Source organism: Botrimarina sp., assembly GCF_040219535.1.
In the GTDB taxonomy this organism is placed as follows: domain Bacteria; phylum Planctomycetota; class Planctomycetia; order Pirellulales; family Lacipirellulaceae; genus Botrimarina.
Genome location: NZ_JAVJSH010000029.1, coordinates 70,598 through 97,228 on the forward strand (window position 1 = coordinate 70,598; position 26,631 = coordinate 97,228).

General features: G+C 69.6%; 21 protein-coding genes. 11 read left to right on the forward strand and 10 right to left on the reverse strand.

Annotated features, from left to right (window positions below; all coding sequences use genetic code 11):
- Nucleotides 1-111: 111 nt before the first annotated feature.
- The 4 genes from RIC11_RS16505 (at nt 112) to RIC11_RS16520 (ending at nt 3,082) form a co-directional block, all read left to right on the forward strand.
- On the forward strand, nt 112-1,167 hold the full coding sequence (locus tag RIC11_RS16505; protein WP_350213268.1) for a PSP1 domain-containing protein: 1,056 nt from the start codon (nt 112-114) through the stop codon (nt 1,165-1,167).
- A 148-nt stretch (nt 1,168-1,315) separates the two neighbouring features.
- Nucleotides 1,316-1,771 (forward strand): Minf_1886 family protein, encoded by a 456-nt coding sequence (locus tag RIC11_RS16510; RefSeq protein ID WP_350213269.1) that lies wholly within the window; start codon nt 1,316-1,318, stop codon nt 1,769-1,771.
- Nucleotides 1,768-1,896 carry a hypothetical protein gene (locus RIC11_RS16515; RefSeq protein ID WP_350213271.1) on the forward strand — a complete coding sequence of 43 codons (129 nt, stop codon included), beginning with the start codon at nt 1,768-1,770 and terminating at the stop codon, nt 1,894-1,896. The genes RIC11_RS16510 and RIC11_RS16515 overlap by 4 nt, the downstream gene beginning before the upstream one ends.
- Nucleotides 1,897-1,948: 52 nt before the next feature.
- Nucleotides 1,949-3,082 carry a prenyltransferase/squalene oxidase repeat-containing protein gene (locus RIC11_RS16520; RefSeq protein WP_350213273.1) on the forward strand — a complete coding sequence of 378 codons (1,134 nt, stop codon included), beginning with the start codon at nt 1,949-1,951 and terminating at the stop codon, nt 3,080-3,082.
- A gap of 16 nt (nt 3,083-3,098) precedes the next feature.
- Here the strand turns inward: RIC11_RS16520 and lptB are convergent, their stop codons facing one another.
- From lptB to RIC11_RS16570, 10 genes are all read right to left on the reverse strand, one after another.
- Entirely contained in the window at nt 3,099-3,839 is a 741-nt protein-coding gene (gene lptB, locus RIC11_RS16525) for an LPS export ABC transporter ATP-binding protein (RefSeq protein WP_350213275.1), read from the reverse strand.
- 161 nt (nt 3,840-4,000) lie between these two features.
- Complete coding sequence (gene lepB, locus RIC11_RS16530) at nt 4,001-5,947, reverse strand: signal peptidase I (RefSeq protein ID WP_350213277.1); 1,947 nt, start codon at nt 5,945-5,947, stop codon at nt 4,001-4,003.
- A 96-nt stretch (nt 5,948-6,043) separates the two neighbouring features.
- Nucleotides 6,044-6,556 (reverse strand): signal peptidase I, encoded by a 513-nt coding sequence (gene lepB, locus RIC11_RS16535; protein ID WP_350213279.1) that lies wholly within the window; start codon nt 6,554-6,556, stop codon nt 6,044-6,046.
- 136 nt (nt 6,557-6,692) lie between these two features.
- Entirely contained in the window at nt 6,693-7,685 is a 993-nt protein-coding gene (gene galE, locus RIC11_RS16540) for a UDP-glucose 4-epimerase GalE (RefSeq protein ID WP_350213281.1), read from the reverse strand.
- Between the two features lie 256 nt (nt 7,686-7,941).
- Nucleotides 7,942-10,725, reverse strand: coding sequence for an alpha/beta hydrolase-fold protein (locus RIC11_RS16545; RefSeq protein WP_350213283.1), 2,784 nt, complete (start codon nt 10,723-10,725; stop codon nt 7,942-7,944).
- 181 nt (nt 10,726-10,906) lie between these two features.
- Nucleotides 10,907-11,140, reverse strand: coding sequence for a hypothetical protein (locus RIC11_RS16550; RefSeq protein WP_350213284.1), 234 nt, complete (start codon nt 11,138-11,140; stop codon nt 10,907-10,909).
- An 885-nt stretch (nt 11,141-12,025) separates the two neighbouring features.
- Nucleotides 12,026-12,676 carry a hypothetical protein gene (locus RIC11_RS16555; protein WP_350213286.1) on the reverse strand — a complete coding sequence of 217 codons (651 nt, stop codon included), beginning with the start codon at nt 12,674-12,676 and terminating at the stop codon, nt 12,026-12,028.
- 3 nt (nt 12,677-12,679) lie between these two features.
- On the reverse strand, nt 12,680-13,114 hold the full coding sequence (locus RIC11_RS16560; protein WP_350213288.1) for a hypothetical protein: 435 nt from the start codon (nt 13,112-13,114) through the stop codon (nt 12,680-12,682).
- A gap of 141 nt (nt 13,115-13,255) precedes the next feature.
- The gene (locus tag RIC11_RS16565) at nt 13,256-14,368 is read right to left on the reverse strand and encodes an anti-sigma factor family protein (RefSeq protein WP_350213290.1); all 1,113 of its coding nucleotides are present in this window, start codon (nt 14,366-14,368) and stop codon (nt 13,256-13,258) included.
- Between the two features lie 150 nt (nt 14,369-14,518).
- Nucleotides 14,519-15,217, reverse strand: a complete 699-nt coding sequence (locus RIC11_RS16570; protein ID WP_350213291.1) for a sigma-70 family RNA polymerase sigma factor — start codon at nt 15,215-15,217, stop codon at nt 14,519-14,521.
- A gap of 361 nt (nt 15,218-15,578) precedes the next feature.
- Here RIC11_RS16570 and RIC11_RS16575 point away from each other — a divergent pair, with 361 nt between their 5' ends.
- The 7 genes from RIC11_RS16575 (at nt 15,579) to RIC11_RS16605 (ending at nt 26,556) form a co-directional block, all read left to right on the forward strand.
- Nucleotides 15,579-16,766, forward strand: a complete 1,188-nt coding sequence (locus tag RIC11_RS16575) for an aminotransferase class I/II-fold pyridoxal phosphate-dependent enzyme (RefSeq protein ID WP_350213293.1) — start codon at nt 15,579-15,581, stop codon at nt 16,764-16,766.
- Between the two features lie 245 nt (nt 16,767-17,011).
- Nucleotides 17,012-18,316: a hypothetical protein gene (locus RIC11_RS16580; protein ID WP_350213295.1), complete on the forward strand. Its 1,305-nt coding sequence runs from the start codon at nt 17,012-17,014 to the stop codon at nt 18,314-18,316.
- Nucleotides 18,317-18,505: 189 nt separating this feature from the next.
- Nucleotides 18,506-19,414, forward strand: a complete 909-nt coding sequence (locus RIC11_RS16585) for a rhomboid family intramembrane serine protease (RefSeq protein ID WP_350213297.1) — start codon at nt 18,506-18,508, stop codon at nt 19,412-19,414.
- Nucleotides 19,415-19,607: 193 nt separating this feature from the next.
- Nucleotides 19,608-20,528, forward strand: a complete 921-nt coding sequence (locus tag RIC11_RS16590) for a TIGR01777 family oxidoreductase (RefSeq protein ID WP_350213298.1) — start codon at nt 19,608-19,610, stop codon at nt 20,526-20,528.
- 173 nt (nt 20,529-20,701) lie between these two features.
- Nucleotides 20,702-22,126: a dihydrolipoyl dehydrogenase gene (gene lpdA / locus RIC11_RS16595; protein WP_350213300.1), complete on the forward strand. Its 1,425-nt coding sequence runs from the start codon at nt 20,702-20,704 to the stop codon at nt 22,124-22,126.
- A 107-nt stretch (nt 22,127-22,233) separates the two neighbouring features.
- A complete protein-coding gene (aceE, locus tag RIC11_RS16600) occupies nt 22,234-24,969 on the forward strand; it encodes a pyruvate dehydrogenase (acetyl-transferring), homodimeric type (RefSeq protein WP_350213302.1) in 2,736 nt (911 codons plus the stop codon).
- A 114-nt stretch (nt 24,970-25,083) separates the two neighbouring features.
- Nucleotides 25,084-26,556 (forward strand): 2-oxo acid dehydrogenase subunit E2, encoded by a 1,473-nt coding sequence (locus RIC11_RS16605; RefSeq protein ID WP_350213304.1) that lies wholly within the window; start codon nt 25,084-25,086, stop codon nt 26,554-26,556.
- Nucleotides 26,557-26,631 lie beyond the last annotated feature (75 nt).

A 26,631-nucleotide genomic window follows, 5' to 3' on the forward strand; every position in this document is an offset into this window, starting at 1 on the left:
TCGGGCGCTGTCGGCCTGGGCTTGCAGCGCGCGTCGGGTTAGCTTGAAGGGAGTCGGTACGGCCGGCTCAGCCGCCCGCCCGCCAGCACCACGGCGCCCGCGAAGTTGACGATGCCCAAATACGTTGTCCGTTACGGATCGATGCGCCACCTGGGCGTGTTCACGTGCCGTGCGCGCGATCGCTACGCTCGCGGGCAGCGGGTCATCGCCCGAACCGGGCGGGGCCAGGAACTGGGGGAAGTGCTCGTCGAAGCCACCGACCACGTGGTCTCCCAGATGGGCGAGGACCACCGCACGGGCCAGATCCTGCGTCTGGAGTCGGCCGAAGACGCCGTCGAAATCCGTCGGCTGCACGCCCAAGAAGAAAGCGAACTGGCCACGTGCGAACGCCGCGTCGGCGAGCTAGGCCTCGACATGCAGCTCGTGCAGGTCGAGCGCCTGTACGGCGGCGAACGGGTGATCATTTACTACCTGGCGGAGCAGCGGGTCGATTTCCGCGAGCTGGTCAAGGTCCTCGCCCGTGACCTGCAGACCCGCGTGGAGATGCGTCAGATCGGCGTGCGCGACGAGGCCAAGCTGCTTGCCGACTACGGCGACTGCGGCAAGCCGGTGTGCTGCAACACCCACCTCAGCGAGATGCCGCCGGTCTCGATGAAGATGGCCAAGCTCCAAAAGGCCACCCTCGACCCCACGAAGATTTCGGGGCGTTGCGGGCGGCTGAAGTGTTGCTTGCGCTACGAGTACGACACCTACAACGAGCTACAGAAGTCGCTGCCCAAGGTCGGCTACGAGGTGCTCACCCGCGACGGCAAGGGGCGGGTCTTGTCGCAAGAGATCCTCACCGGTGAGCTGCTCGTGCAGACGGAGGATAACCGCCGAGTGGTGATCCGGTCGGACGACGTGGTCTCGGTCCTCGGCAAGGCCCCCAAGCCCAAGAAGCCGCCGCGCAGCGCCGACGCCGACGACCAGAAGCCAACCGGCAAGCGACCCAAGGGCCAACCGGGCGACGGCCGGGGCAAGCGTCGGGGACGCGACGAGCCGCCTCGCCGCGACCGCCGCGGCGGCGCCGACGGACGCGCCGCCGACCCCCCGCCCGGGTCGGCGCCCGGCGGCGACGACGCCCCGCCCAGCGGCGAGAGCCCGCCGGCTGCGGGCGAAGAACCCTGAGACAATCTCTGCTGGTCGGTCCCCGAGAAGGCCGCGGGCGGATACACTCTCGTTAGTGTAGCCGCCGGCGGGTGGCTGCTCGCCACGGCCCGCCGTGAACTGGATACCGCCCCGCCCTTCGAGCCCGCCGAGCCGACACGTGAGCGTCATGCTCGATCCGAAGCACCCCCTCGCCGAGTTGCTTCGCCGCGACCGCCGGTACGATTTCGATGCGTACGTCTTCGTTTTCGACGCCCTGCGATACGGCCAAGAAAAGCTGGGCCTGGGGGCGGCGATCGAGACCGACGAGCCGCTCGACCCCGACGTGCCCGAAGACGAGGAAGAGCGTCACGTCACGGGGCCCGAGCTGTGCCGCGCGATCCAGAGCTACGCGATCCGACAGTACGGACTGCTCGCCCGCAGCGTGCTCGCCCACTGGGGCGTGCGGACGACCGGCGACTTCGGCGAGATCGTCTTCAACCTGATCGACATCGGCCAGATGAGGAAGACCGACAACGACCGCCGCGAAGACTTCAACGACGTGTATGATTTCGGGGAAGCGTTCGCCGGACGCGAGGTTTTCTCGGCCACGCACGTCTCGTGTGACGACGCCGACGACGCATGACCGACGCCCCGCCCGTCGCCGCCCCCCCGGCGCCGCCGGCCGCCGGACGTTGGCAGGCGCCGACCGCGCTCGCCGCTTGGGCCCTCTGGAACACCGTACTGGCTTGGATCGCCCTCGCCGGCTGATCGGCCTCCCCGAACACCCGCCGATCGGCGGACACCACCCAAGGAGAAGAGAATGCGCGGCACGCTCGCCCTCCCCCTCGCGGTCGCCCTCGCGGCGACGCCGGTCTCCGGCCAGGCTTCGACCGGCGCCCCGGAGGTCTCGGAACTCGTGTCCGACGCGGTCGGCTACCTGAAAACCTCACAGACCGACGAGGGCGCTTTCAGCCCGCAGCTCGGCCCGGCGATCACCGGGCTAGTGGCGACAGGCCTCCTGCGGCACGGCCGCTCGATGAGCGACCCGCTCGTTTCCGATGCGGTCGACTACGTGCTCGGCTTTGTACAGCCCGACGGCGGCGTCTACTCTCCCGGCTCGACCCACCGCAATTACGAGACCTGCATCGCCGTGCAAATGCTGCGCGAAGCGGCCGAAGCCCCCGGCGCGAAGAGCGACTACAAAGAAGTGCTCGCTGGCGCCGACGCGTTCCTCCGCGGCCTGCAGTGGGACGCCGAAGAGGGGCACGACATCTCGAGCCTCAACTACGGCGGCGCCGGCTACGGCGGCCACAGCCGGCCCGACCTGTCGAACACGTCGTTCCTGATCGACGCGTTGCACTCCCTCGGCGCCGGCCCCGACGACCCGGCGATCCAGAAAGCGCTGGTCTTCGTCAGCCGCACGCAGAACCTCGAGTCGGAACACAACGCGACCCCGTTCGCCGCCAAGGTCAACGACGGCGGCTTCTACTACACGCCCGCCGCGGGCGGCACGAGCCAAGCCGGCGAAACCGCGGGCGGCGGCCTGCGCAGCTACGGCTCGATGACCTACGCGGGGCTCAAGAGCATGATCTACGCCGGCGTGGGGCCGGACGACCCGCGCGTCGAGGCCGCCTACAACTGGATCCGCCGCCACTACACGCTGAACGAGAACCCCGGCATGGGGTCGTCGGGGCTGTACTACTACTACCACACGTTCGCCAAGGCGCTGGACGCCATCGGCGAGCCGGTCATCACCGAGGCCGACGGCAGTCGGCACGACTGGCGCGCCGAGCTCGTGCGCACGCTCGCCGACGCGCAGCAAGAGTCCGGCGCGTGGGTCAACTCGAACGAGCGCTGGCTCGAGTCCGATCCCAACCTTTCGACCGCCTACGCGTTGCTGGCCCTGTCGTATTGCGACGAGGCCGAGCCGGCGCGGGCCCAGTCGCAGCGCTGAGCGGCGAGGGACCCTCTCACGCGGCGTCGAGCGAGGGGCCGATCCCCTCGCCGAAGTAGTACTTCCGCGCCTCGGGGTGTGAGAGGACCTCGCTCGGGCGGCCGTGGCAGAGCACGCGTCCGGCGCGGACGACGTAGCTGCGGTCGGTGATCTCGAGGGTCTCACGGACCTGGTGGTCGGTGATCAGGATCGAGATCCCGGCCTCCCGCAGGTCGCGGACGATCTGCTGGATGCTGTCGATGGTGACCGGGTCGATGCCGGTGAAGGGCTCGTCGAGCAGGATGATCTTCGGATTCGACACCAGGCACCGCGCGATCTCCAGCCGCCGCCGCTCGCCGCCCGACAGGCTCATCGCCTTGCTCCGCTTGAGCTTCGTGATGCCGAATTGCTCGAGCAGCTCGTCGGCGCGGCGGCGCCGCGTGCGGCGGTCCACGCCGAGCATCTCCATCACCGCCAGCAGGTTGTCCTGCACCGACAGCTTGCGGAACACGCTCGACTCCTGCGCCAGATAGCCCATCCCCCCTTCGCTGCTGCGGCGGTGCAGGGGCCACTTTGTGACGTCCTTCTCGGCGAGCGTGACCGCGCCGCCGTCCGGTTCGACCAGGCCGCAGGTCATCCGGAAGCTGGTCGTCTTGCCCGCGCCGTTCGGGCCGAGCAGGCCCACGATCTCGCCCGGGTGGACCTCGAACGACACGCCGTCGACGACGCGTCGGCGGCCGTAACTCTTGACAAGGCCCTCGGCAGCTAGCAATGACATCGCGCGCTTCCTTGCGGCGGGTGGGTTGTGTTTGGCGTGGTGCAGGGTTCGGTGGTTCGCTCCGAGGGCCGACGCCTCCGGCTCCGGTTCTCGGTCGCTCAAACGATCGGATTCCCCCGAAGCCTGAGGCCCGAAGCCCATCCCTCAAGTCTCAAGCCTCATCACCTAACAAGCCGCATGTCCTCGAAGTTGGGCCACACGGGGATCATCCGGTTGGTGAACGGCAAGCTATACCACGCGTGCGGCCAGTAGACCCAGATCGCCTTTCCGACGAGCTGCTTGCTCTCCAGGTAGGGGCCGCCGGGCCGCCCCCCGCCGCCGGGGCCGTTGCCGCCGGCCCAGAGCCGTGCGTCGAGGCTAAAGCCGCTGTTGTCTCCCATGACGAAGAGCTGGCCGTCGCGCACGTCGAAGTCGACGCGCCGCCGCTCGGCAAGCGCGGGCCACAGGTCGGGCTCTTCGGGCAACGCTAGCAGGGCCGGGCCGTAGTCGCGCCGCCCCTGGTCGGCGAACGCGTCGGTCGGGATGTCGGTCGTGAGTGGCGCCGGCTCATCCCACCGCGTGGCGATGTAGTAGCCGTCGCGCGACACCGTCAGCCGATCGACCCGCACCGCCACGCCGCTGGCGCCCACGCCGGCCGGCGCGAGGTCGCCGGGGTCGGACTCGCTGGTGCGGGGCGCGGTGGCCGGGCCGCTCGCGGAACGCTGGTACTCGGCTTCGAGGATCAGGGCGCCGTCGAGCCACAGCCGCAGCTGGTTGTCGACGTTCGCCAGCCGCACCGTGTGCCGGCCGCTGCCGCGGACGCCGCCGACGGCTTCGGCCAAGGTCTGCCGGTCGTCCGACTCGAAAGCCGACCGCCACAGCTCCACCCCGCCCGAGGCGACATCCAGAGTCGCGCCGAAGTGGTCGCCCGCCTCCACGAGGTCGAACGACACGCGTCCATCGCCCGACTCAATCTCGAACTCGGCCTCCAAGATCAGGTCGCCCACCCAGTGCGGGCCGATGCGGCCGATGTCTCGCTCGTCGATCGGCTCGAGGCTCACCCGCTGCAACCGGGCCGCCTGGGCGAGCTTCAGCTGCGTGTTGTACGGCGTGTGGTCGGTGACCAGTTGCGGCTGGGCGAACCGAGCAAGGTCCGGCGCCGCGTCCTCGGTGACCGCTTGCCACACCGGCTCGCCGGGCGGGGTGTGGTAGTAGCGGAGCCACTCGGTCGCTTCGGACGAGGCGTCGATCCGGAACACCGGCCGGTAAACCGTCGCGCCGTGGGAGCCGACCGGATCGCCGAGTTCGGCCCGCCAAGCGTCGCCGCGCCACGGCAAGGGCCAACCCGCGTCGATCAGCTCTTTCGGCTCGTGGTGGGTGTCGTGCACCAGCTGGCTCATCGCCAGCAGCACGTCGGCCGGCTTGCGCGCGATCTGGAACTCCGCGTCCGGCGCGTCGAGGGGGCGCGTCCAGAGGTCGCCGTCGAACACACGCAGCTCTTCGCCCGGCAGCCCCACGACCCGCTTGATGTAGTTGGTCTCCGAGTCGCCGGGGTACTTGAACACGGCCACGTCCCACCGCTGGGGGTCGCCGAACGAGTACGCGTACTTGCTGACCAGCAGCCGGTCGCCGCTGTAGTCGGCTTCCTGTTCGCCCTCGCCCTCTCGGGAGGGAGGCAACTCGCCCATGCCGGTGTCGTCGACCACCATCACGTAGCGGCACTGCGGGCACTGCCCGCCGATGCAACGCAGCCCGTCGAGGTGCAGTTGGGCCTGCCGCGGTGTGATGCGGCCGATCTGGACCTCTTGCTGTAGCTGCGGCAGCGCCGATTCGGTGTCGTCGCTCGAGTTGATCCGGAATCGCGTGCCGCACTGCACGCAGAACACGTCCTTGTGCCGCCCCATCAGCGTGGGCGCCATCGAGCCGGTTGGGATGACGAACATCTCCGCGACGAACGTGCGGATCAAGAACGCCAGCACGAACGCCACGACCAGGGCGTCGACCGTCTCGCGCCCGCCGCGGCGGCTCCGCTGCGCGGGCGATGCTTCCGCGGTCTTTGCCTCGGCGGGCGTCGGCACGCGGTCGGGCTCCGTCGGCGGTACGGGGCGGTTCTTGTTCTTTTTGGCCATCGCGGCGGCGGGCTGGAGGGCGCGGTCGGGAGGGCCGAGCGTAACGGCTACCCGTGGGGCCGGGTAAGGGCGGCTGACTTGCTACGCGGCGGCGAGCTAGTCGTTCGCGGAGTCGTCGCTCCCCGGCTCGATTACCACGCCGACCACGAGCCGCTCCGGCAACCCCGCGGCGTGGCCCCAGTTGCGGCTGTCCACCGAAGCCCTCTGGTTGTCGCCAACCACGAAGTACTCGCCCTCACCGAGGCGCCAAGCCGGGTTGCCCATCGCCCCGTAGTAGACGCGCCGTTCGACGCCCGGGTTCCGCGGCTGGGCCGGATGGCCGTCGACCCAAACGTCGCCCGCCCGCAGCGCGACCCGCTCGCCCGGCAGGCCGACGACTCGCTTCACCAAGAGCCGCCGCGGGTCCTCCGGCGACCGGATGACGACCACGTCCCACCGGCGGGGCGTGGCCCACCGCCGCACGAGCACGCGCTGGCCCTCGACCAGCACCGGCGCCATCGATCCGCCCGACACCACGACCGGCTGCAGCCACCCCAGCGCGACGAACGTCTGCCCGGCCAGCGCCAGCGCGACGGTCAACACGGCGGCGGCAAGAGCGCGGCGGAACATCTCAGAGTAACGGTAACGATCGACGGGCCGTCCAATCCCAATCAAATGACCAATGACCAAGCCCCACCAACGACCAATGGAGCGACGTGGCCGGCCAACATTGGTCATTGGAGGCTTGGGGCCCCCGTGTGCGGTGCTACTCCCCGTACCCCTCCGGGTGGCTTGAGTGCCACCGCCAGGCGCTGGCGACCGTGTCGTTGATGTCGAGCCGCCTGGCGCGCCAACCGAGCAGGCGCTCGGCGCCGGACGGGTCGGCGACCAGCTCCGGCGGGTCCCCCTCGCGTCGCGGGCCCTCGACGACCTTGATCGGTTTGCCGGTCGCCCGCTCGCACGCGGCGATCACCTCGCGCACGCTCGAACCCACGCCGGTTCCGAGGTTGCACTTGATGTTGGTAGGTCCGTCGTCGTCGGCGAGCTTCTCGATCGCCGCGAGGTGCGCGTCGGCCAGGTCGTCGACGTGGACATAGTCCCGGATGCACGACCCGTCGGGCGTCGGGTAGTCGGTCCCGAAGATGGTCACGTGGTCGCGCTTGCCGAGCGCCACGCCGAGCACCAGCGGGATCAGGTGGGTCTCGGGGTCGTGGTCCTCGCCGATCGAGCCGTCCTCCGCCGCGCCGGCCGCGTTGAAGTACCGCAGCGCCGCGTAGCGTAGGCCGTACGCGTGCGCGTAGTCCGCCAGCGCGTGCTCGATCGCCAGCTTCGTGAACCCGTACGGGTTGATCGGCGACTGGGGGTGGTCCTCGGGGATCGGGACCTCGGCCGGCACGCCATAGGTGGCGCACGTGCTGCTGAACACGATGGTGCGCGTCTGGGCCTCGCGCATCGCGTCGAGCAGGCTGAGCGTGCCGACCACGTTGTTGCGGTAGTACTTGGCCGGGTCGGTGACCGACTCGCCCACGTACGCGTACGCGGCGAAGTGCATCACGGCTTCGATGCCGTTCTCCTTGAGCAGCTTGACGACGGCCGGCGTGTCGCCGATCTCGCCCCGCACGAAGCGCTCCTCCGGCGCGGCGGCCCGGTGGCCGTACGCCAGGTTGTCGAGCACCCAAACGTCGTGCCCGCCGGCCACGAGGCGCTTCACCGCGTGCGAACCGACATACCCGGCGCCGCCGGTGACAAGGATCTTCATGGGAGGCTGCGGGCTGTGGGCCTTGGGCTGGAGGGAAGGAGGTTAGCCCGGTCCTCGTGTGGCGGCAACGCTGTGAGTCGTTCAGCTCGACGCGGCGCCTTTTCTGGGTGAGTCCCTTTGTGCTCGTCAGCAGAAGCTGAGCCGCGACCCTCAGGGAGCGACCGGCAGATATCGAAGCAATTCGGTCGCTCCGTAACCGTCGCGGCTCTCCGGTCGACCGTGACGCGCCTTCGCCCTTGGTCCTCGAGCGCCCGTCCTAGATCGCCAAATCGCGCCACACGACTTGTCCGCCGTCGACGCCCCAGTCGGCGTCGAAGTAGCCGGCCGCGCGCACGTCGCGGTCGGACGACGGCCCGAAGGGCTCGAGCGCCCCCGGCCCGAACAGCAGGTAGTCCGGGTACTCCACGCCCGACCAGAAGTAGCGGAGCCGCGTGGTAAGCCGCATGCCCGTCGGTCCAGACCCGCCGATCACTCCGACCGACGCGGTGCGGCTGCCGACGCGCGGCCGGACGGCGAGCACCGCGAGCGCGTCGCCCGACTCGGGGCGCTCGCCGAGCCAAGCCTCGCCCGCCGCGACACGCACGGCTTGCGATCGTCGGACGAAGGCCTCTTGCCGGAGCACGGGCCAAGCGGCGTTTGTTTCGGCGTTGCCGTAGAGGACCACCGAGCGGTCCGCGTCCGCGCCGGGGCCCCGCAGCGACTCCATCAGCAGCGTGTCGGGGGTGACCTCGAGTCGCCCCGCACCCCGGTAGAGGAATTGATGGGCGTCGTAGCGGGCTTTGGCCGCGGCCCAACGCGACGCGTCGTCTTCCCCCAGCGTGCCGTAGGCCAGGATCGGCCGCTCGCGGAACACCGACTTGAAGCCGCCGGTGCGGCTGGGTTCCTTGAACAGCCGGGCGAAGCGGCTCCTGGCCCGCGACACGTCCGGCACCCGCCGCCACGTTCCCTCGCTGTCCTTCGCGAGCGCGTACGCCATCCCTTCGCGGCCGGGCTGGAGCTTCATCGGAGGGCCGCCGTCAAGGCGCAGCGTGACGGGCCCCGACCGGCCAAACGCTTCGAGCGACAGCCGCAGCCGGCCGGCGTTCTCGGTCACCCCGGTCACTTCGCGGCGGGCCAGGTCGCGCTCGATCCGCACGCTGGCGGCCTCGCCTTGCGGACGGGCCGAGAGGACCGTCACCCAGCCGAGCGACGAGCTGGCGCCGACATCCGGCGTGGCGAACTCGATCGTGTCCAGCGCGTCGTAGTCGGGTCGTCGGCGAGCGACGAGCCAGTCGAGCTGGGCGCTGCGCCAGTCCGGCGGTAAGTCACTCGCCGCGGCGGCGTCCGCGGCGCGCTCCCGGTACGCGAAGTCGCGGTGGAACTCGCCCAGCCGCTCGCGTAGCAGCCGGCTCTCGTAGACACCCACGCCCGACTCACCAGTGAACACGAGCGACACGCCGAGCCCCGCGAGGTTCTCGATAACGCGGAGGGGGTCGCTCGATTTCCGCTCTCGGTCGAGCGTCGCAACGACGGCCGGCGCCGCGTCGGCGGCCGTGGCCGAACGGCCCTGGGTCGTGAAGCTGATCCACGGGTCGACCATGCCGACCGACGCGAACAGATCGGGCCGGAGCGTCGCTAAGCGGAGGGCTCCGTGCCCCCCCATGCCGCTGCCCGCCACCGACACACGATTAGCGTCGATCGCCGCGCCGGTCTCTTGCCGACGCCCGACGAAGTCCTCGAGCGCCTCGATCGCGTCCAAACGACTCCAGTCTTCCCAGTCGAAGGCCCAGCGACCCCGGCCGTACGGCGCGACGAGCCAAGCCTCGGGGTGCGCCTGGTAGGCTTCGAGCGCTTCGACGTGGTCGTCCCCTGCGTCGTGCAGCACGAGGACAACCGCGTCGGCCTCGCCGTCACCCGGCGGGAGGACCCGGTATGGCTGGACCGAGCCGTCGATGTCGCTGACGAACGTGTGGGTTTGCGGCGCCGATCGCCCAGTCACCGCTACTTCGAGCGAGGCCGAGGCGATCGTTTCGCCGGCCGAGGAGACCAGCTCGATCGACAAACCCAGCTCCTCGCCGGCGGTGAGCGGCTGGGTCGGAACGGGCGCCGTCACCGTGATCGGCGTCACCAGCAGCGGCTCGATCCGGCGGAGTGGGGTCACGACCGGGTCCGACCCGCCCAGCGACACCCGGACTTGGCAGCCCCCCAGCGCAGCTGTCGATGCGTTCGCCACCGGCACGCTCAGCACGATCGCGGGAGGCTGGCCGGCCGGCTGGGGCGGTCGGGGGCTTTCGTCCGCGTCCGGCGCGACGAGTGTGGGCAACGTGGCTTGCTCGGCGAGCAATGCGACCGGCGTGTCGACCGGAACGAGCCGCGGGCTGGCGGCCGGGTTCGCCAAGTGGGCCAGCAGCCAATTCTTGCCCTCGCGCACCTCCGTCGGCGGGCGGAGCGTGCCGAGGCCGTAGGGGTCGCCCGGCAGCCACTCGCCGTTGAGGCAAACCGCGGCCACGCCCGGCGCCTCGAGCAGCATGACGCCATCGGCGGGCGAATCGAATTCGGCGTAGGCGTACCCGCCTGCCAGGTCGACGCTCCGCCGCCCGTTCTCCTCGCGCCAGACCGCCTCGCCGCCGTCGGCGGCGGCGATCTTGTCGCCCGCCCGGGGCGCCTGCCAGCGGCCGGTAGCGATCGCGACTTCGATCGCGTCGACGTGCAGCGGCCCCCGCCGGTACGCGCCCACACGCGGCGCGACGAGCCACCCGCCCGGCTCGATAGCCTGAGTGATCGTCGGCCGGGGTCGAGCGGTTTGCTCGCCGGTTCGAGCCGCGGGCGTGCCTTCTGAGGTAGCCGGGGCGTTCTCGTTCGCGCCTCGATCGTCGCTGGCTGGTTCGCTGGCCTCGGGCCCGTCGGCAGGTTGCTCGCTTTGCTCGCTAGCGGGCGGCGGAACGGCCTGGTCGCCCGGCGGCTGGTCGGCTTCCACTTGCGCCGGGGCGACGCTAGCCGCCAGCGTCAGGACGCTCAACAGCGCCGGGGCGATCAGCGGCCGTAGGTGTGTCGAGAACAACGGTTTGCTCGGTTCTGACGGTCGGGCGTCGACGGGGAAGCGCGCAATCATACGACCCGCCCAGAGGCATAGCGAATTGCGGCGTGCGCGCACGAAAAAACCGCTGCGGCTTAGCCGGCAGCGGTTTTCGTGAGCGCTTGGGTGTCTGGTGCGACCAGCGTGTCGCCGCGACCGGTCCAGATCAGTCGCGGGGCCGGACCGCGCCGGTCAGGCCGCTGTAGTCGACTCGGTCCTCTTCGTGCCACAGCGGGAAGCCGCGACGCACACGCTCGGCGAGGATCTCAAGCTTCTCGGGAGAGCCGGCGGGCGCAGCGGTCGGGTTGAATTCTTCGTCCTCGTGGCGCGGCACGAAATCTTCGTCGTGGCCGTACTTGAGGATCGCTTCGAAGACGTTTTCGAGGGAAGGGTCGGGCATGGGTTAGGTCCTTGCGGTTGTTCACGCCGCGCGGCGCAATCGTTCGACGCCACTGGCTCTACGCGTTGACCCGACGCAGGCTGGCTTGGTTCGGGTCGGCGTGGATGTCGAAGCGGACGCGTCCTCGGCGGCTTAGGTCGATGCCCGCCGGAGCCCCACACAGGGCGTCGGCGGATAGAACTCAGTAAACAAAGGACACTTCCTTGCGTCGTGGTTGCCCGCTCTACCACAAGCGGGGCCGTTGTCTGTTCCTAGCTTCACGGCGTCGCACAGCGTCCGCAGCATGCGGCCGTGTGGACCAATCCTCTGGATGCTCGCCCTGCCGCGGCACGGGGCCGGGCTGCGTTGGCGAATGGGGGGTGCTATGGGGGAAGGTGCTCTGGCCGCCCCCGCAGCGTCTTGCGTCGAGGTCTTGCGTCGAGGCTCGTCGTTAACGGGCGCACGCCGCTTGGCTCATCTAGTTGCTGACGTCAGCTATCTCAGCGGGGCGGGTCGTAGCTGGGGTGGATCGCGGTGGGTCTGCAGGACGAAGGGGGACGCGTCGCTTTGCTGCCTCCACTCCCCATCGCCGCTGTCTCGTGGCGCTTCTGTCTCGTGGCGCCTCGGCTCCGTGTACGAGCTCTGTGTCACGAATGGTCGTTACGTAGGGTCGAGCCGGTATGCCATCGGCCCCTCGAGCGCGACGACGGCAATCCGTTTACGCCGGTTCGAGGTCGGAGGATTATCGCAGTGAGCGCTTGAAAGTCAACTTTTTTATGGGCGTCAACCCGGGGGGTGGCGCCCTTTTTGGCGGCCGGCTGGCAAGGGGCGCCGGTTGGGCGAGCGGCGCCGCGGCTGCTAGCGAGGTCGCCCCCCGTCGGACGTCCTCGGTCCGCCGCCCGCCGATCAGGGAGCGAGGAGCCGCTCTACGGCGAGCTGCACGCCGCCCGGGGCCGCCGCCAGCCAAGCACACGAAGCCGCTAGCAACCCGACGCCGCCGGCCAGCAGAGCGATCCCCAGCGTGGTTGGCGCAGCGGGATTTCGCTGCATCGCCCGGTTCAGAGAGACCGCCAAGCGGCGCCAACCGGCGAGGTCTTGGCTGGCCGTGTTGGCGACGATCGACACCGTCCTCGTCCAACGCAACGCGTCCAGGTGCAGCTGCACCCCAAGCCCCGGCAAGGAGAGGCTGTCGCCCGCCCAACGCGACGCCGGGTCGAGTTGCGGCGCGGTCGTGGCGAGCGCCGAACGCAGCTGCTCGGCCGTCGTGTTGTAAACCACCAAGCTGGGGCGACCTAGGAGCGCCGTCAGCACGATCGTCAGCCAGTAGAGCGCCAGCAAGAAGACCCACACCCACTCGCCCAGCTCGGCGGTCGCCGCCTCGGGTCGGAACAGCGCCAACGGGCCGACAAACGCCACCCCGGTGAGCCCCAGGCCGAGCACGACCAAGTCGTTGGCGCCGTTCACCACGAGCGGCCGGCCCGAGCGACAGATTCCGCCCAACAGCAACAAGTAGGCCGCGAACGGGACGGCCGCGATCGCAAACGAAAGCGGGTCCATCGTTCACACGCCACGGCTGAGCGGGCGGCTGCTTTCTTCGCCAGTGGCCTGGTCGTCCGATCGACGGCGCTCCGTGGCCAACGCCCGCAGCAACTCGGCTTGTTCCGCCAGCCGCCGGCGCTGTTCGCGCCGCGCCCAAGCCAGCGAGGCCCAAGCGTCGCCGAGTCCGAGCAAGAGGATCAGCCCCGCCAGCAGCACCATCACGCCGGTATAAGTGATCACCCAAGCCGGCTCGCGGGGGGTCAGCGGCCAGAGGGCGAACATCACGCCAACCAGACCTATCGCCGCATTAGCGGTTTGCCGCCGCCACTGGCGGCCGACCGCCAACCGAGAGGGAGCGCCGTCTTGCCGGCTGCGTCCCCAGGCCCGGCGTTGGGCGTCGAGTAGCACGCCCGACAGCGCCATCAAGAAGAACGAGAGCAGTGCGGTAGCGGGCATACGCGTCGGCCGCGGGGCGAAGGGGCTCGCATGAGGTAGACCCTCATCATAGAGCACGCCGCCGGTAGCGTCTCGTGGTCCGCCGCTCGCCGCGGGTCATCGCGGGGAGCGGGACGACCCGGTCGCTGCGGCCGATCTAGCTCACTGAGGCTGGGCCGCCGCGGTGGGCTTCACCTGGATCCGCAAGACCACCAGCCGACGCTGCGGCTCGCCCGGCTGAGCCGCCGCCTGAGCCCGGAGCTTGGCGAGCGCCTCGGGAGTAAGGTTCAGCCGCAGTCGCACCCCGCGGATCGTTCCGGCGGCTTGGGCCGCTCCGGGCGTGGCTGCCGAGGGTGGCGTAGCCGACTGGGCGACGCTCTGCGTGCCGGGCCTGTCTGGGGCGGGCCTGTCTGAAGCGGGCCTGTCTGGAGCGGAGCCCTGATCGGCGCCCACCCGATAGACCTCGCCCGGTTGCTCGTCCGTCAGCTCCTGCAGCATCTCGGCCAGCTCGGCTTCGTTGGCGTCGACATAGAACAGCTGTTCCTCGCCCTCGACGAGCGCCTCGTCGTCCAGGGGCGTCGAGGACGGGTCCACCGGCTCGACGAGACCCTTCTCGCTGACCGCGCGGAGTTCGCCCGGCAGTATCGCCGGACGCGCCGCGAGCCGTTGCTGCAGCCGACGCAGCGTCTGCGGGGTCGCTTCGTAGTTGACCACCTGAACGCCGGTCGCCTGACGCATCGCTTGGAGCGCTTGCTCGTACTGCTGCTGCGCGAGGTACCGCCGGTGTTGCTGCTCGGCAAGGCGCTGTTGCTGGGTGGCTTGCGGGCCACCCTGGGCCACGGCCCCAGCTCCCGACGGGCGATCGGGCCGGCCGTAGAAGCCGATCAACACGGTCGCCGCGATCGCGACGCCGGCCCAAGCCCACTTGCTCATCGATCCGCCGAACGGCAGGCCGAACTCCCCTTCGGGCTCGAGGGGGCGTGGTTCTACTGGCTCGGCCGCCGGGGCAGCTCCGCCGGCGGCCTGCCGCCGCAACGCCTCGGCGAGGACCGCGGAGCGCATGTCGCCGCCGATGGCTGGCTGGGGCGATTGCCGCACCACCTGGCTCACGCCGCGGAGCTCGGCAGCGAGCCGCGCCGCCGATGGCTCTTCAGCGAACAAGCGCTCAACCTCGGCCGCTTCCTCGGCGGTCAGTTCGCCGTCGATATAGGCGCTGATCCACTCGCCCTGCTCGTCGGGCGGGATCTTCGATGCTTTGTGCGAGGCCGGGTTCATAACGGTTTACCTGCTTGGATCGAGCCGCTGGCCGGGCCGGCGGCTCGGAATCGTCCTTGGCTGACAGTTTAGTCGCGGTTGAATCGCCTTGCGTTCCGTCGAATGACGCCAAAATTCCGCCCCAGTCCTTGCGGCTTTGGCGGCAATTGATTAGCAGCCGCCGGAGCCTTCGCCCTCCTCGCCCAGCACGCCCTCCAGCCGTTCCCGCAACTGGGCCCGAGCGCGGAACAGCCGGCTGCGGACGGTGCCGATCGGCGCGTCGATCACTTCGGCGATTTGCTGGTAGTCCATGTCCTCGAATTCGCGGAGCACCAGCACCTGCCGGTGGTCTTCGGCCAACTCTTCGATGGCCGCGTGCAACAACCGCGCCCGCTCGTCGAGGTGCGCGCCGTGGGTCGGCGAATCGCCCTCGGCGACCGGCTCTACTCCGCCGGCCTCTTGGACCACCGAGAGCGAGACCTTCGGCCGTTTCTTGCGGCTCTTGCTCACGGCTTGGTTGAACGCGATCCGGTAGATCCACGTGTAGAAGCGGGCCGACCGCTGGAACGACGACAGCTTCAGGTAGGCCTGGACGAACGCCTCTTGGGCCACGTCCTCGGCCTCCTCGGCCGAGCCGGTCATCCGTGTCAGCGAAGCCCGCAGGCGGTCTTGATACCGCCCTACCAGCTCGCCGTAGGCGGACGTGTCTCCCGACAGGGTGCGGTCGATGAGCCGGTCGTCGGTCGCCTCGCCAGCCGTGTCGCCCGCCGCGGCCGACCGCGGCGAGGCCGGCTCGCGCGCGTCGGAGTCGGCTTCGCCGCGGCCGAGGCCCGAGAACGGCGAGACAGCGGACAGCAGCAAGCTCGACACCGGCGGTTCGTCCTGCGGGGTGGGGTTCTTCGGCTCGCCGTGTTCCGCGTGCTCCGCCTCGCCGGGGCCGGGCGATTCAGGTGGGCCGGGGGGTGCGGGGTCGCGAGCGGCGGGTGGGCGATAGTCAGACAAGCGCGCCCCGGCGACAGGAGGATGGGGCTACCCGAGTACCGACGCGGCCCAACCGCCGCGCGTTCCCACGCCCCAAAGTGTGTTTCCGCGACGGCGGAAGTAACCGTTTATGTGAGAGCAACTTACGGCTTTTTCGGCCAAGCCGTCACCTGGAATCCTTGGACCCCGGCGCCGGTGTGTCAAACTGGCGGGCCTATCGATCGCCACCTCTGCAGGCCGCTCAATCGTTATGGCCCACCCCGAGTCGCTCCGCTGGCTCGCCGAATCGCTCGCCGGGCTCGAAGAGGCCGGCCTCCGCCGCTGGCGGCGGATCGGCTCAGGCTTGCCGCCCGGCGCGGTCGACTTCGGATCGAACGACTACCTCGACTTGGCCGCCGATCCCCGACTGGCCGCCCGCGCCGCGGAGGCGGCACGGCGCTACGGCTGGGGGGCCGGCGCGAGCCCGGTCGTGTCCGGCCGCAGCGAAGCGCATGCCGACCTCGAGGCCTCGATCGCTCGCTTCGAGGGCGCCGAGGCCGCCATCCTGTTCCCGTCGGGCTTCGCGGCCAACGCCGGCGTGGTCCCCGCGCTGGTCGGCGAGGGCGACGCCCTCTACTCCGATGCGAAGAATCACGCCAGCCTGATCGACGGCTGCCGGCTCGCCCGGGCCGAGCGCCGCGTGTACCCACACGCCGACACGCAGCGCCTGGCGGCGATGCTGCGAGCCGACGCGGGCCGTTTCCGCCGGCGGCTGATCGTCACCGACGGGCTGTTCAGCATGGACGGCGACTTCGCCCCCCTCGCTGAGCTTGGCGATCTGGCCCAACGGCACGGGGCGATGTTGCTCGTCGACGAGGCGCACGCCACCGGCGTGTGGGGCGCCCGGGGCCGTGGCTCGGTCGAGCGAGCCGCCGCCGACGCGCCCGAACTGCCCTCCCAGGTCGCTGTGCGGATCGGCACCCTCAGCAAGGCCCTTGGCTGCGCCGGAGGATTCGTCGCCGGCAGCGCCGAGCTGATCGACTGGCTGGCGAATCGGGCGCGGACGTATGTTTTCAGCACCTCGCCGCCGCCGGCCGCCGCGGCGGCGGCGTCCGAAGCGATCCGGATTGCCCAGTCCGAGCCCGAGCAGCGCGGACGTGTGATCGCGTCCGCTGCGTGGCTGCGCGACGAGCTCGCCGCACGAGGCTGGTCGACCGGCCGGTCGGTGAGCCAAATCGTGCCGGTCGTGGTGGGCGAGCCGGACGACACGATGCGGCTAGCCGCTCGCCTCGCCGACGCTGGGCTCTACGTACCGGCGATCCGTCCGCCCACCGTTCCCGTAGGAGAATCGCTGATCCGGGTCAGCGTGTCGGCGCGGCACACCCCGGAGGACCTGCAGCGCCTGGTCGATGCGTTGGGCGATCCGCCCGCCGCGGCGGCCGGCGGCGGGGCCGGTTAGCGCGATTCTAAGTGCTTTGCGAAGCGCTGCTTACGCAGCTCGCTCGGGCGCTGCGATTCGTTGACCGCGCTGATTCGGGTGTTTAGGCTTGGCGGAGGTCCCCTGCTTTGCCCAAGCCTCCCGTGTTTGGCGACTGCCGGGTCGACCGGCCTGGCTGCGTCGCCCCCCGCCGGCGCCAGCCGCCCGCCCACAGCCGGTCCGCCACCAGCGTTCGTGTCACCTTCTAAAGCGACGGTTGTAACGCCTTGATCGTTCCTATCCTGCTTGGCGTGATCACGCTGGCCGCCCTGGTGTTGGCGTTCCTGGCGTCGAAGTACTGGCACTGGGCGCACGTGCTGACGCTCGTTGCGTTTTACTTCGCCACAGTCGGCTTCCTGTTCCTCGCCGCGCAAACGCTCAGCCTGCGGCTCGAGTGGCAACAGAAGTACACGTCGACCAACGAGCAGCTCGAGGAGCAAGTCGAACTCAGCCAAGCGCTCAGCCGGGGCTCCGAGGAGCCGGGCATCGCGAACCGCTTGGCGGCAGCCGGCGTGAATCTGCCCGAGGGCGCCGATGGGGTTCGGGGGATCACCCGGGCACGCCACCTGGTGACGCTCAAGAACCGTGCCCGCGGCCGCGTGTGGCGCGACGCCAGGCCGATCGGCGTCGTCCCCGAGACCCAGATGGTGCAGGTCGACTTCTCGATCCGCCAGCCCGAGCCCTCGCCCGACCAGGCGCCAATCGATGGCGAGCCGGCGGCCCCCGCCGGCCCGCCCCCGGCGCTGGGCATGGAGGTCGGGTCGATCGTCTACGTGTTCGAGCAAGGCCCGCTCCAAGGCGCCGGCGACAACCCGCCGAACCAGTTCCTGGGCGAATTCCGCGTGGACGCCGTCGAAGGCCGCCAAGCCCAGCTCCAGCCGCTCGACCAATTCGAGCTCGACCCGCAGGCGCAGCAGCGCTACCTCAACAGCCAGGGCCCCTGGATCATTTACCAGTCGATGCCAGCCGACGACCGCTCGCTGTTTGCCGGCATGAACGAGGAGCAGCTGCGGGCGTTGCTCCCCGAGTCGACGGTCCAGGAGTACATCCGCGACAACACCCCCTCCACGCCCGACGACCCGCCCGAGCGGCTGGTCGGTGTCGACGCCGATGGCAATCTGCTCCCACCGGATCAGATCGACCAAGCCGCCCGGACCATCTACCGCCGGCAGCTGCGGGACTACGCGTTCTTGCTCGACGACCTGGAAAAAGAACGCGCCCAGCTGGTCGCCCGCGAGCAAGCGATCACCGAGGACCTAGCGAAGCTGGCGATCGCCCAGCAGGGCGCCGAGAAGATCCGGCAGTACCGCACCGCGGAGCGAGACAAGTGGCGGTCCGACTTGGCGGCGGTCGAGCGCGAGCTAGCGGCGATCCAGAAACTGGTCACGCAGCTGCAGCAACAGGCTCAAAACGCCAAGCAGCTTCTCGCTACAACGCTCCAAAGCAACGCCCGCTTGGCCGCGGTCAAGGCGGAGCGGTCCGGCGTGCTCACGCCGGTCGGGCCGGGGGCGCTGGACATCGACGCTCTGTAGCGGCCTTTGGCCGCTGGCTTCAGGCTTCAGGGTTGGCGTAACGCAGCTCCTTCCCGAAGCCCGAGGCCTGAAGCCCCCTGAGAGGTCTGCTCTCGCCCTTCCTTTCGGAGCGCGCCTAGGATAGATGCGTACCAGAGGCCGCCGCTGCCGACACGGCGGGGCCACGATGACGATTCTGCCGGGCGAACGATGGGCCTCTACGATCGCGACTACGGACGGAGCTACGACACCGGCAGCGGGTGGCGCGACGGCGGCTCGCCCGGCGGGCTGACGCTGCCCGCGTCGGCCAACGGCCGGCTGCTGCTGCTGTTGGTGCTCGTGTACGTCGCGCAGTGGGTCTTCGGGCGTTCGTTCACCTCCGCGTTGGTGTTGCCCGCCGATTGGGTCTACGCGCCGTGGCGCGTTTACGGCTTGGTCACCTACGGATTCCTCCACAACCCGAACGACATCACGCACCTGCTGTTCAACGGCTTGGCGCTCTTCTTCTTCGGGCGTTCGATCGAAGCGCGGGTCGGCGGCCGAGAGTACGCCACGTTCTTTGTGGCGGCGGTCGCGTTTGCGGGGCTGGTGTGGAGCCTCGTTGAGCTTGGGGTCGGCTTCGAGCGCGGTCTCGTCCCCGAGTTGCTGGGCGCCTCTGGCGGGATCGCGGCCGTGCTGCTGCTGTTCGCGCTGTGGTACCCGAACGTGCAGGTCTACCTGATGGGGATCTTGCCGGTGCCGGCTTGGCTGATGGCTGTGTTGTTCTTGGGGTTCGACATCCAGAACGCTCTGCAACGCTCGGGGAACGTCGCCTACACGGCCCACCTCGGCGGCGCCCTGTTTGGCTTCCTCTACTTCAAATTCGGCTGGCGGCTCAGCGGCTTCCTGCCCGGGGGCGCCGGCCATAAGGGGACCGACTTCGACTTGAAATCGCTCTTCAAACGCAAGCCGAAGCTCCGTGTGCACCGCGACGACGAGGAGTCGCCCACCACCTCGACCGACGACCGCGTCGACCAGATCCTCCGAAAGATCCAGCAGCAGGGCCAAGCGAGCCTGACCGCCGAAGAACGCCGGTTCCTCGAGCGCGCCAGCCGGCGCTACCAACAGCGGCGCGAGTGACGCCCGCCGCGCCGGTCGTGGCGGATCCGAGGGCGGCATAGGACGGGCCCCCGAGGTCGAGCCGCCGGGGCGGGCCTGTTTCTCGGTTCCGCGGGCGTCCGACGCTCGCCGCCCGTGGGCGAACCGGCGCCGATTCGGTTAGAATCCTTCGCCCTACCTCCCCCAGCTCCCCTTGCCCCCCTGGAGCGCAGCAATGGATTCCCCCCGCGCGGTCGCCGTCACCGGGTCGAGCGGCCTTGTCGGAAGCGCTCTGTGCGACGCGTTCGCTACCGACGGGGTGCGCGTGCTCCGGCTGGTCCGCAGCCGCTCGGCCGCCGACGGGACCGACGCCGTCTTCTGGAAGCCCTCCTCCGGCGAGATCGACGCGGCCGCCTTGGAGGGCGTCGACCTGGTGTTCCACCTGGGCGGGAAGGGCATCGCCGACGACCGCTGGACGCCGGCCGTCAAGGACCTGATCCGCTCGAGCCGCGTCGACAGCACGCGGCTGCTGGCCCAGACGCTCGCCGGCTTGAGCGACAAGCCGCGCACGCTCGTGACCGCCTCGGCGATCGGCTACTACGGCGACCGCGGCGACACGCCGCTCGACGAATCGGCCTCGCCCGGCCGCGGCTTTTTGGCCCGGACCTGCGTCGACTGGGAGGACGCCGGCGCCCCCGCCTGGGAAGCGGGCCTGCGCGTCGTGCAGACGCGGATCGGCATGGTCCTCAGCAAGCGCGGCGGCGCGCTGGCCAAGATGCTCCCCGTTTTCCGCAAGGGGATGGGGGCGGTGCTGGGCAGCGGCGACCAGGTCGTCAGCTGGATCGCGCTGCCCGACCTGATCCGCGTGCTCCGCTTCGTCGGCGACGTCGAGTCGATCAACGGCGCGGTGAACGCGGTCGCGCCCGGAGCGGTCACCAATCGAGAATTCACCAAGAAGCTCGGCGAGAAGCTCGGCAAGCCGACCTTCCTTCCCGCGCCGACCTTCGCGTTAAAAATGGCGATGGGCGAGATGGCCGAGGAGGTGCTGCTGTCGAGCGCCCGAGTCGTGCCGCGGAAGCTCAGCGAGGCGGGGTTCGATTTCGAATGCCCCACGCTCGGCGTGGCCCTCGACAGGGTGCTGGGCCAGGGGGGGTGAGGGCCGAAGGCCCTTTGTGCCGCGCCGGCCGATCGGTATGCTTAAAAGGCTCTCTAACGGCTTATCCGGAATAGCTTTGCGTCGATTGACGCCCGCCCCCCAAGCGACGGCGCCCGCCGCCCCGATCCCTAAATTTTAAGCCCCACCCGCGAACCCTCACGCCCGACGAAGCGATGCACTCACAAGTCGTAGTCCTAGGCGGCGGTCCCGGTGGCTACGCCGCCGCGTTCCTCGCCGCCGACCTCGGCTTGGAGGTCGCCATCGTCGAGGCCGATCCGCGCCTCGGCGGCACCTGCCTGCTGCGGGGCTGCATCCCGAGCAAGGCGCTGCTGCACACCGCGAAGGTCATCTCCGAGGCCCAAGACTTGGCCGAGTGGGGCGTCGAGTTCCAGCCGCCGAAGATCGACGTCGACAAGGTCCGCGGCCGCAAGGACGAGATCATCGCCACCCTGTCCGGCGGCCTCGGCAAGCTGGCCGACGCACGCAAGGTCAAGAAGATCCACGCGCGGGGCGTGTTCGTCGACTCCGGCACGCTGAACCTCGAGCCCGTCGAGGGAGGCGCCTCCACCTTCGGCGACGAGCGGCTCACTTTCGACCACTGCATCCTCGCGACCGGCAGCGTGCCGGCGATGCCGAAGTTCCTGGATATCGGCTCGCCGCGTGTGGTGTCGTCCAACGGCGCGCTGGCGATGCCGGACATCCCGGAGTCGCTGCTGGTCGTGGGCGGGGGCTACATCGGCCTCGAGATGGGCACCGTGTACTCCGAGCTGGGCTCGAAGGTGACCGTCGTCGAGCTGTCCGACGGCCTCCTGCCCGGCGCCGACCGCGACCTCGTCCGCCCCCTCGCCAAGCGGATCAAGGAGCGCTTCGCCGGCGTGCTGCTGAGCCACAAGGTGACCGGCCTGAAGGACGTCGGCGAGAAGGTCGAGGTCTCGATCGAGGGGCCCGAGCTGACCGACACCGTCAAGTTTGACCGCGTGCTCGTGGCGATCGGCCGCTGGCCCGTCTCGAAGGGCTTCGGCCTCGAGAACACGAAGGTCACCGTGAACGAGCGCGGCTTCGTCGAGACCGACGAGCAGCAACGCACCAGCGACCCGAAGATCTTCGCCATCGGCGACGTCGCCGGCGACCCGATGCTCGCCCACAAAGCGGCCGCCGAAGGGCGCGTCGCCGCGGAGGTGATCGCCGGGCAGCCATCCGCTTTCGACGCGCGGGCCATCCCAGCGGTGGTGTTCACCGACCCGGAGATCGCCTGGGCCGGCCTCACCGCCGAGGAGGCCAAGCGCGACGGCATCAAGGTCGACATCGCGACCTACCCGTGGCAGGCGTCCGGCAGGGCCCTGGCGAACGGCCGCACCGACGGGCTCACCAAGTGGCTCGTCGACCCCGAGACCGAGCGGGTGCTGGGCTGCGGCATCGTCGGCTACGGCGCGGGGGAGCTGATCGCCGAGGCGGTCCTCGCCATCGAGATGGGCTGCAACGTGCACGACATCGCCAGCTCGATCCACCCACACCCGACCCTCAGCGAAACGGTCGCTTTCGCCAGCGAGGTGCAACTGGGCACGGCGACCGAGATCTACAAACCCAAACGCAAGTAGAAGAAGTTCACCGCCGAGGCGCGGAGGACGCGAAGCACGCCGAGACAGACGAATCAACCTCCGCGCTCTGCGCGTCTCCGCGGTGAATCGAACCAGGTAGCCGATCTATGGCCAGCGCCGATACGAAGATCCCCGCGTCGCCGATCCCGAACGACGTCGACCCGGCCGAAACGAACGAGTGGCTCGAGTCGCTCGACTACGTGCTGGAGAGCCGCGGCCCCGAGCGTGTGAGCCAGCTGCTCGCCACGCTCGAAGCGACCGCCGTGCGCAACGGCGTCGAGCTGCCGTTCACGGCCACCACGCCGTACGTGAACACGATCCCCCGCACCGAGCAGCCCGCCTACCCGGGCGACCGGGAGCTCGAGCGGCGCATCAAGTCGTACGTGCGCTGGAACGCGATGGCGATGGTCACCCGCGCCAACCGCGACCCGGCCTCCCCCGGCGGGCACATCAGCACGTTCGCCAGCTCGGCCACGCTGTATGAAGTCGCGTTGAACCACTTTATCAAGGGCCGCGGCGAAGACGGCTTCTCCGGCGACCAGGTCTACTACCAAGGCCACGCCGCGCCGGGCATGTACAGCCGCGCGTTCCTCGAGGGGCGGCTCACCGAGCAGAACCTCGTGAACTTCCGCCGCGAGATGGGCGAGGGCGGGGGCCTCTCGAGCTACCCCCACCCGTGGCTGATGCCCAACTTCTGGGAGTTCCCCACGGTGTCGATGGGACTCGCGCCGATCATGTCGATCTATCAGGCGCGGTTTAACGAGTACCTGACCGACCGCGGCATCAAGGACTGCCGCGGCAAGCACGTGTGGGCGTTCATCGGCGACGGCGAGTGCGACGAGCCGGAAACCCTCGGCGCGATCACGCTCGCTTCGCGCGAGCACCTCGAGAACCTGATCTTCGTCATCAACTGCAACCTGCAGCGGCTCGACGGGCCGGTCCGCGGCAACGGCAAGATCATCCAGGAGCTCGAGGGCACGTTCCGCGGTGCGGGCTGGAACGTGATCAAGGTCATCTGGGGCGGCGACTGGGACCCGCTGATCGAGTCGGACCACGACGGCCTGCTCGCGCGGCGGATGATGGAGGTTGTCGACGGCGAGTACCAGAAGTACACCGTGGCCGGCGGCGACTACATCCGCAGCAAGTTCTTCGGCAAGTACCCCGAGCTCGCCGAGCGGGTGAAGAACCTGGCCGACAAGAAGCTCGAGAAGATGAAGCGCGGCGGGCACGACCCCGAGAAGGTCTACGCGGCCTACCACCGCGCGGTCGCCGAGAAGAACGGCAAGCCGACGGTCGTCATCGCCAAGACGATCAAGGGCTACGGCCTCGGCGAGGCCGGCGAGGGTCGGAACATGACCCACAACAACAAGAAGCTCAACGAGGAAGAGCTGCGCGAGTTCCGCACCCGGTTCGGCATCCCGATCTCCGACGAGCGTGTCGCCGAGGCGCCCTTCTACCGGCCGCCGAAGGACAGCCCGGAGATGAAGTACCTCCGCGAACGCCGCGAGCAGCTCGGCGGCTTCGTCCCCTCGCGGCGCGCCTCGCAAGAGAAGCTCGAGGTCCCCACGCTCGCCGAATACAAGAAGACGCTCGACAAGCTCGTCAGCAGCGGGCCCGGCAAAGAGATGTCGACCACGATGGGCTTCGTCCGGTTGCTCGGCGACCTCTTGCGTGACAAGAAGATCGGCAAGCGGATCGTGCCGATCGTGCCCGACGAGTCGCGCACGTTCGGCATGGAGGGCCTCTTCCGGCAGGTCGGCATCTACGCGCACGCGGGCCAGCTGTACGAGCCGGTCGACGCGGACCAGCTCGCCTACTACAAGGAGGCCAAGGACGGCCAACTGCTCGAAGAGGGCATCACCGAAGCGGGCTCGATGAGCAGCTTCAACGCGGCCGGCACCGCGTACAGCTCGCACGGCGTGCCGATGATTCCGATGTACATCTACTACTCGATGTTCGGGTTCCAGCGGATCGGCGACCTCATCTGGGCCGCCGCCGACATGCGCGCGAAGGGCTTCCTGCTCGGCGGCACCGCGGGCCGCACCACCCTCAACGGCGAGGGCCTGCAGCACCAGGACGGCCACTCGCTCGTCAACGCGATCGCGTTCCCGACCGTCCGCGCGTACGACCCGGCTTACAGCTACGAGACCGCGACGATCATCTTCCACGGCCTGCAGAAGATGTACGTGGAGAACGAGACCTGCATCTACTACCTGATGCTGGAAAACGAAAACGTCATGATGCCGGAGATGCCCGAGGGACCGGACGGCGGTCCTTGTGAGAAGACTAAGGAGGGCATCGTCCGCGGCATGTACAAGGTCCGGAGCGTGCAGGCCGAGGATCGGCAACACCACGTGCAGCTGTTCGGCTCCGGCTCGATCTTGCACAGCGTGCTGGAAGCGCAGCAGATCCTCGCCGAGCGGTACGGCGTGTCGTCCGACGCGTGGAGCGTCACCAGCTACAACGAGCTCCGCCGCGACGCTCAGGAGACCGAACGCTGGAACATGCTCAACCCGACCGCCGAGCCGAAAAAGTCCTACTTCCAGCAGCAGATGGAAGGGACCGAGGGGCCGATCATCGCCGCCAGCGACTACATCCGCGCCCTCAGCGAGCAGCTCGTCCCCTGGGCCCCCAACGGCATGTTCTGCCTCGGGACCGACGGCATGGGCCGCAGCGAGAGCCGAGAGAACCTCCGCCGCCACTTCGAGGTCGACGCGGCGAGCGTCACGATCGCCACGCTCTGGCAACTCAGCAAGCAAGGCAAGGTCGACCGCGGCGCCGTCGACCAGGCGATCAACGACCTAGACTACAACCGCGAAAAGGTCTCGCCGCTTTACGCGTAGCAAGACAGGACCAACAGGCCCACGAATCGAGCGAATCGTCTCGAATCTCGTCGGCAATCATTCGCTCTGATCCGATCGATTCGTGGGCTCTTCGTCGGGCGCCACCAGCCAGCCATGCCTACCGAAATTAAGCTCCCCAGCCTCGGCGAGAACATCGAGTCGGGCGACATCCTTGCGATCCTCGTCGCCGAGGGGGACACGGTCTCTGCCGACCAGGACCTCCTCGAGATCGAGACCGACAAGGCCACCGTGCCCGTCCCCAGCCCACAAGCGGGGAAGATCACCAAGGTGCTCGTGTCCGAAGGCGACACCGTGCCGGTCGGCGCGGCGATCTTCGAGATCGAGGCCGAGGAGGGCGCCGCTACGCCGGAGCCGCCCCAACCGGCCGAAGGTGAGCCGAAACAGGATCAGCCCCAGCAAGAGGAGTCCAAGCAAGGGGAGCCCAAGCAGCCCGAGCCGCAGGCGCCCGAGGCCACGCAGCCGGCCGACGAGTACGCCCCCGACGGCGACGCGCCGGCCGAGGACATGGCCGACGGCATCGCGCAGCCCAAGGCCGACGCGGGCCCCACCGCGGCGACCTCCGCCCCGCCGGCGAAGAAGCAGCCCGATCCCCAGCCCGCGGCGAAGTCCGCGCCGGCCAGCCTCCCCGCGACCGACAAGCCGGGCGACGGCTACGCGGCCGCGGCCGCCAGCCCCTCGGTCCGGCGGCTCGCGCGGGAGCTTGGCGTCGACCTCCGCCGGGTTCACGCGTCGGGCTCCGGGGGCCGGGTCACCGAGGAAGACGTGCAGGCTCACGTGCGCCAGTCGCAGGCGCAGCAGCGTGCGGCGGCTGGCCCGTCGAGCGCGCCGGGCCTCGCCAGCAGCGACGAGGGGGGCGCCACGCGCCGCGAGCGGATGTCGCGCATGCGGCAGACCATCGCCAAGAACATGGTCGCCAGCTACACGACGATCCCGCAGCTCACCAACTTCGACGACGTCGACGTCACCGAGCTGGAGGCCATGCGCCAGGCCAGCAAGGAAGACTACGCCGCCCAGGGGCTGAAGCTCACCCAGATGCCGTTCCTCGTCAAGGCGATCGCCGGCGCTCTGAAGATGCACCCGATCGTCAACGCGTCGGTCGACATGGAGGCCGGCGAGGTCATCTACAAGGAGTACGTGAACATCGGCGTCGCCGTGGACACCGACCGCGGCCTCACGGTGCCCGTCATCCGCAACGCCGACCGGCTCAGCATCTCGCAGATCACGCGCGAGATGGACCGCCTCGTCGACCGCGCCCGCGACGGCTCGATCACCATCGAAGAGATGCGGGGCGGCACGTTCACGATCAGCAACATGGGCGCGGTGGGGGGCACGTACTCCACTCCGATCATCAACCCGCCTGAGGTGGCGATCCTGCTGGTCGGCCGCAGCCGCATGCTGCCGACCGTGATTGGGAAGGGCAAGGAAGCGACCATCGAGCCCCGCCTGGTGATGCCGCTGTCGCTCACGTACGACCACCGCGTGGTCGACGGCGCCGACGCGGCCCGCTTCGTCAACGACGTCAAGCGTCTGCTGGCCGCCCCCGGCCGCCTGCTCCTCGCGCCGTGAGGAAAGGAAGGAACACCGACAAACACGGATGAGGGATTGGCGGCCGCTGGCGGGTCGGACAGGCTTTGCTTTGGC

Bases quoted from the DNA above. Each gene is read 5' to 3' on its own strand.
- RIC11_RS16505 (WP_350213268.1), top strand. From the start codon at position 112: ATGCCCAAATACGTTGTCCGTTACGGATCGATGCGCCACCTGGGCGTG.
- RIC11_RS16510 (WP_350213269.1), top strand. From the start codon at position 1,316: ATGCTCGATCCGAAGCACCCCCTCGCCGAGTTGCTTCGCCGCGACCGC.
- RIC11_RS16515 (WP_350213271.1), top strand. From the start codon at position 1,768: ATGACCGACGCCCCGCCCGTCGCCGCCCCCCCGGCGCCGCCGGCCGCC.
- RIC11_RS16520 (WP_350213273.1), top strand. From the start codon at position 1,949: ATGCGCGGCACGCTCGCCCTCCCCCTCGCGGTCGCCCTCGCGGCGACG.
- lptB (WP_350213275.1), bottom strand. From the start codon at position 3,839: ATGTCATTGCTAGCTGCCGAGGGCCTTGTCAAGAGTTACGGCCGCCGA.
- lepB (WP_350213277.1), bottom strand. From the start codon at position 5,947: ATGGCCAAAAAGAACAAGAACCGCCCCGTACCGCCGACGGAGCCCGAC.
- lepB (WP_350213279.1), bottom strand. From the start codon at position 6,556: ATGTTCCGCCGCGCTCTTGCCGCCGCCGTGTTGACCGTCGCGCTGGCG.
- galE (WP_350213281.1), bottom strand. From the start codon at position 7,685: ATGAAGATCCTTGTCACCGGCGGCGCCGGGTATGTCGGTTCGCACGCG.
- RIC11_RS16550 (WP_350213284.1), bottom strand. From the start codon at position 11,140: ATGCCCGACCCTTCCCTCGAAAACGTCTTCGAAGCGATCCTCAAGTAC.
- RIC11_RS16555 (WP_350213286.1), bottom strand. From the start codon at position 12,676: ATGGACCCGCTTTCGTTTGCGATCGCGGCCGTCCCGTTCGCGGCCTAC.
- RIC11_RS16560 (WP_350213288.1), bottom strand. From the start codon at position 13,114: ATGCCCGCTACCGCACTGCTCTCGTTCTTCTTGATGGCGCTGTCGGGC.
- RIC11_RS16565 (WP_350213290.1), bottom strand. From the start codon at position 14,368: ATGAACCCGGCCTCGCACAAAGCATCGAAGATCCCGCCCGACGAGCAG.
- RIC11_RS16575 (WP_350213293.1), top strand. From the start codon at position 15,579: ATGGCCCACCCCGAGTCGCTCCGCTGGCTCGCCGAATCGCTCGCCGGG.
- RIC11_RS16585 (WP_350213297.1), top strand. From the start codon at position 18,506: ATGGGCCTCTACGATCGCGACTACGGACGGAGCTACGACACCGGCAGC.
- RIC11_RS16590 (WP_350213298.1), top strand. From the start codon at position 19,608: ATGGATTCCCCCCGCGCGGTCGCCGTCACCGGGTCGAGCGGCCTTGTC.
- lpdA (WP_350213300.1), top strand. From the start codon at position 20,702: ATGCACTCACAAGTCGTAGTCCTAGGCGGCGGTCCCGGTGGCTACGCC.
- aceE (WP_350213302.1), top strand. From the start codon at position 22,234: ATGGCCAGCGCCGATACGAAGATCCCCGCGTCGCCGATCCCGAACGAC.
- RIC11_RS16605 (WP_350213304.1), top strand. From the start codon at position 25,084: ATGCCTACCGAAATTAAGCTCCCCAGCCTCGGCGAGAACATCGAGTCG.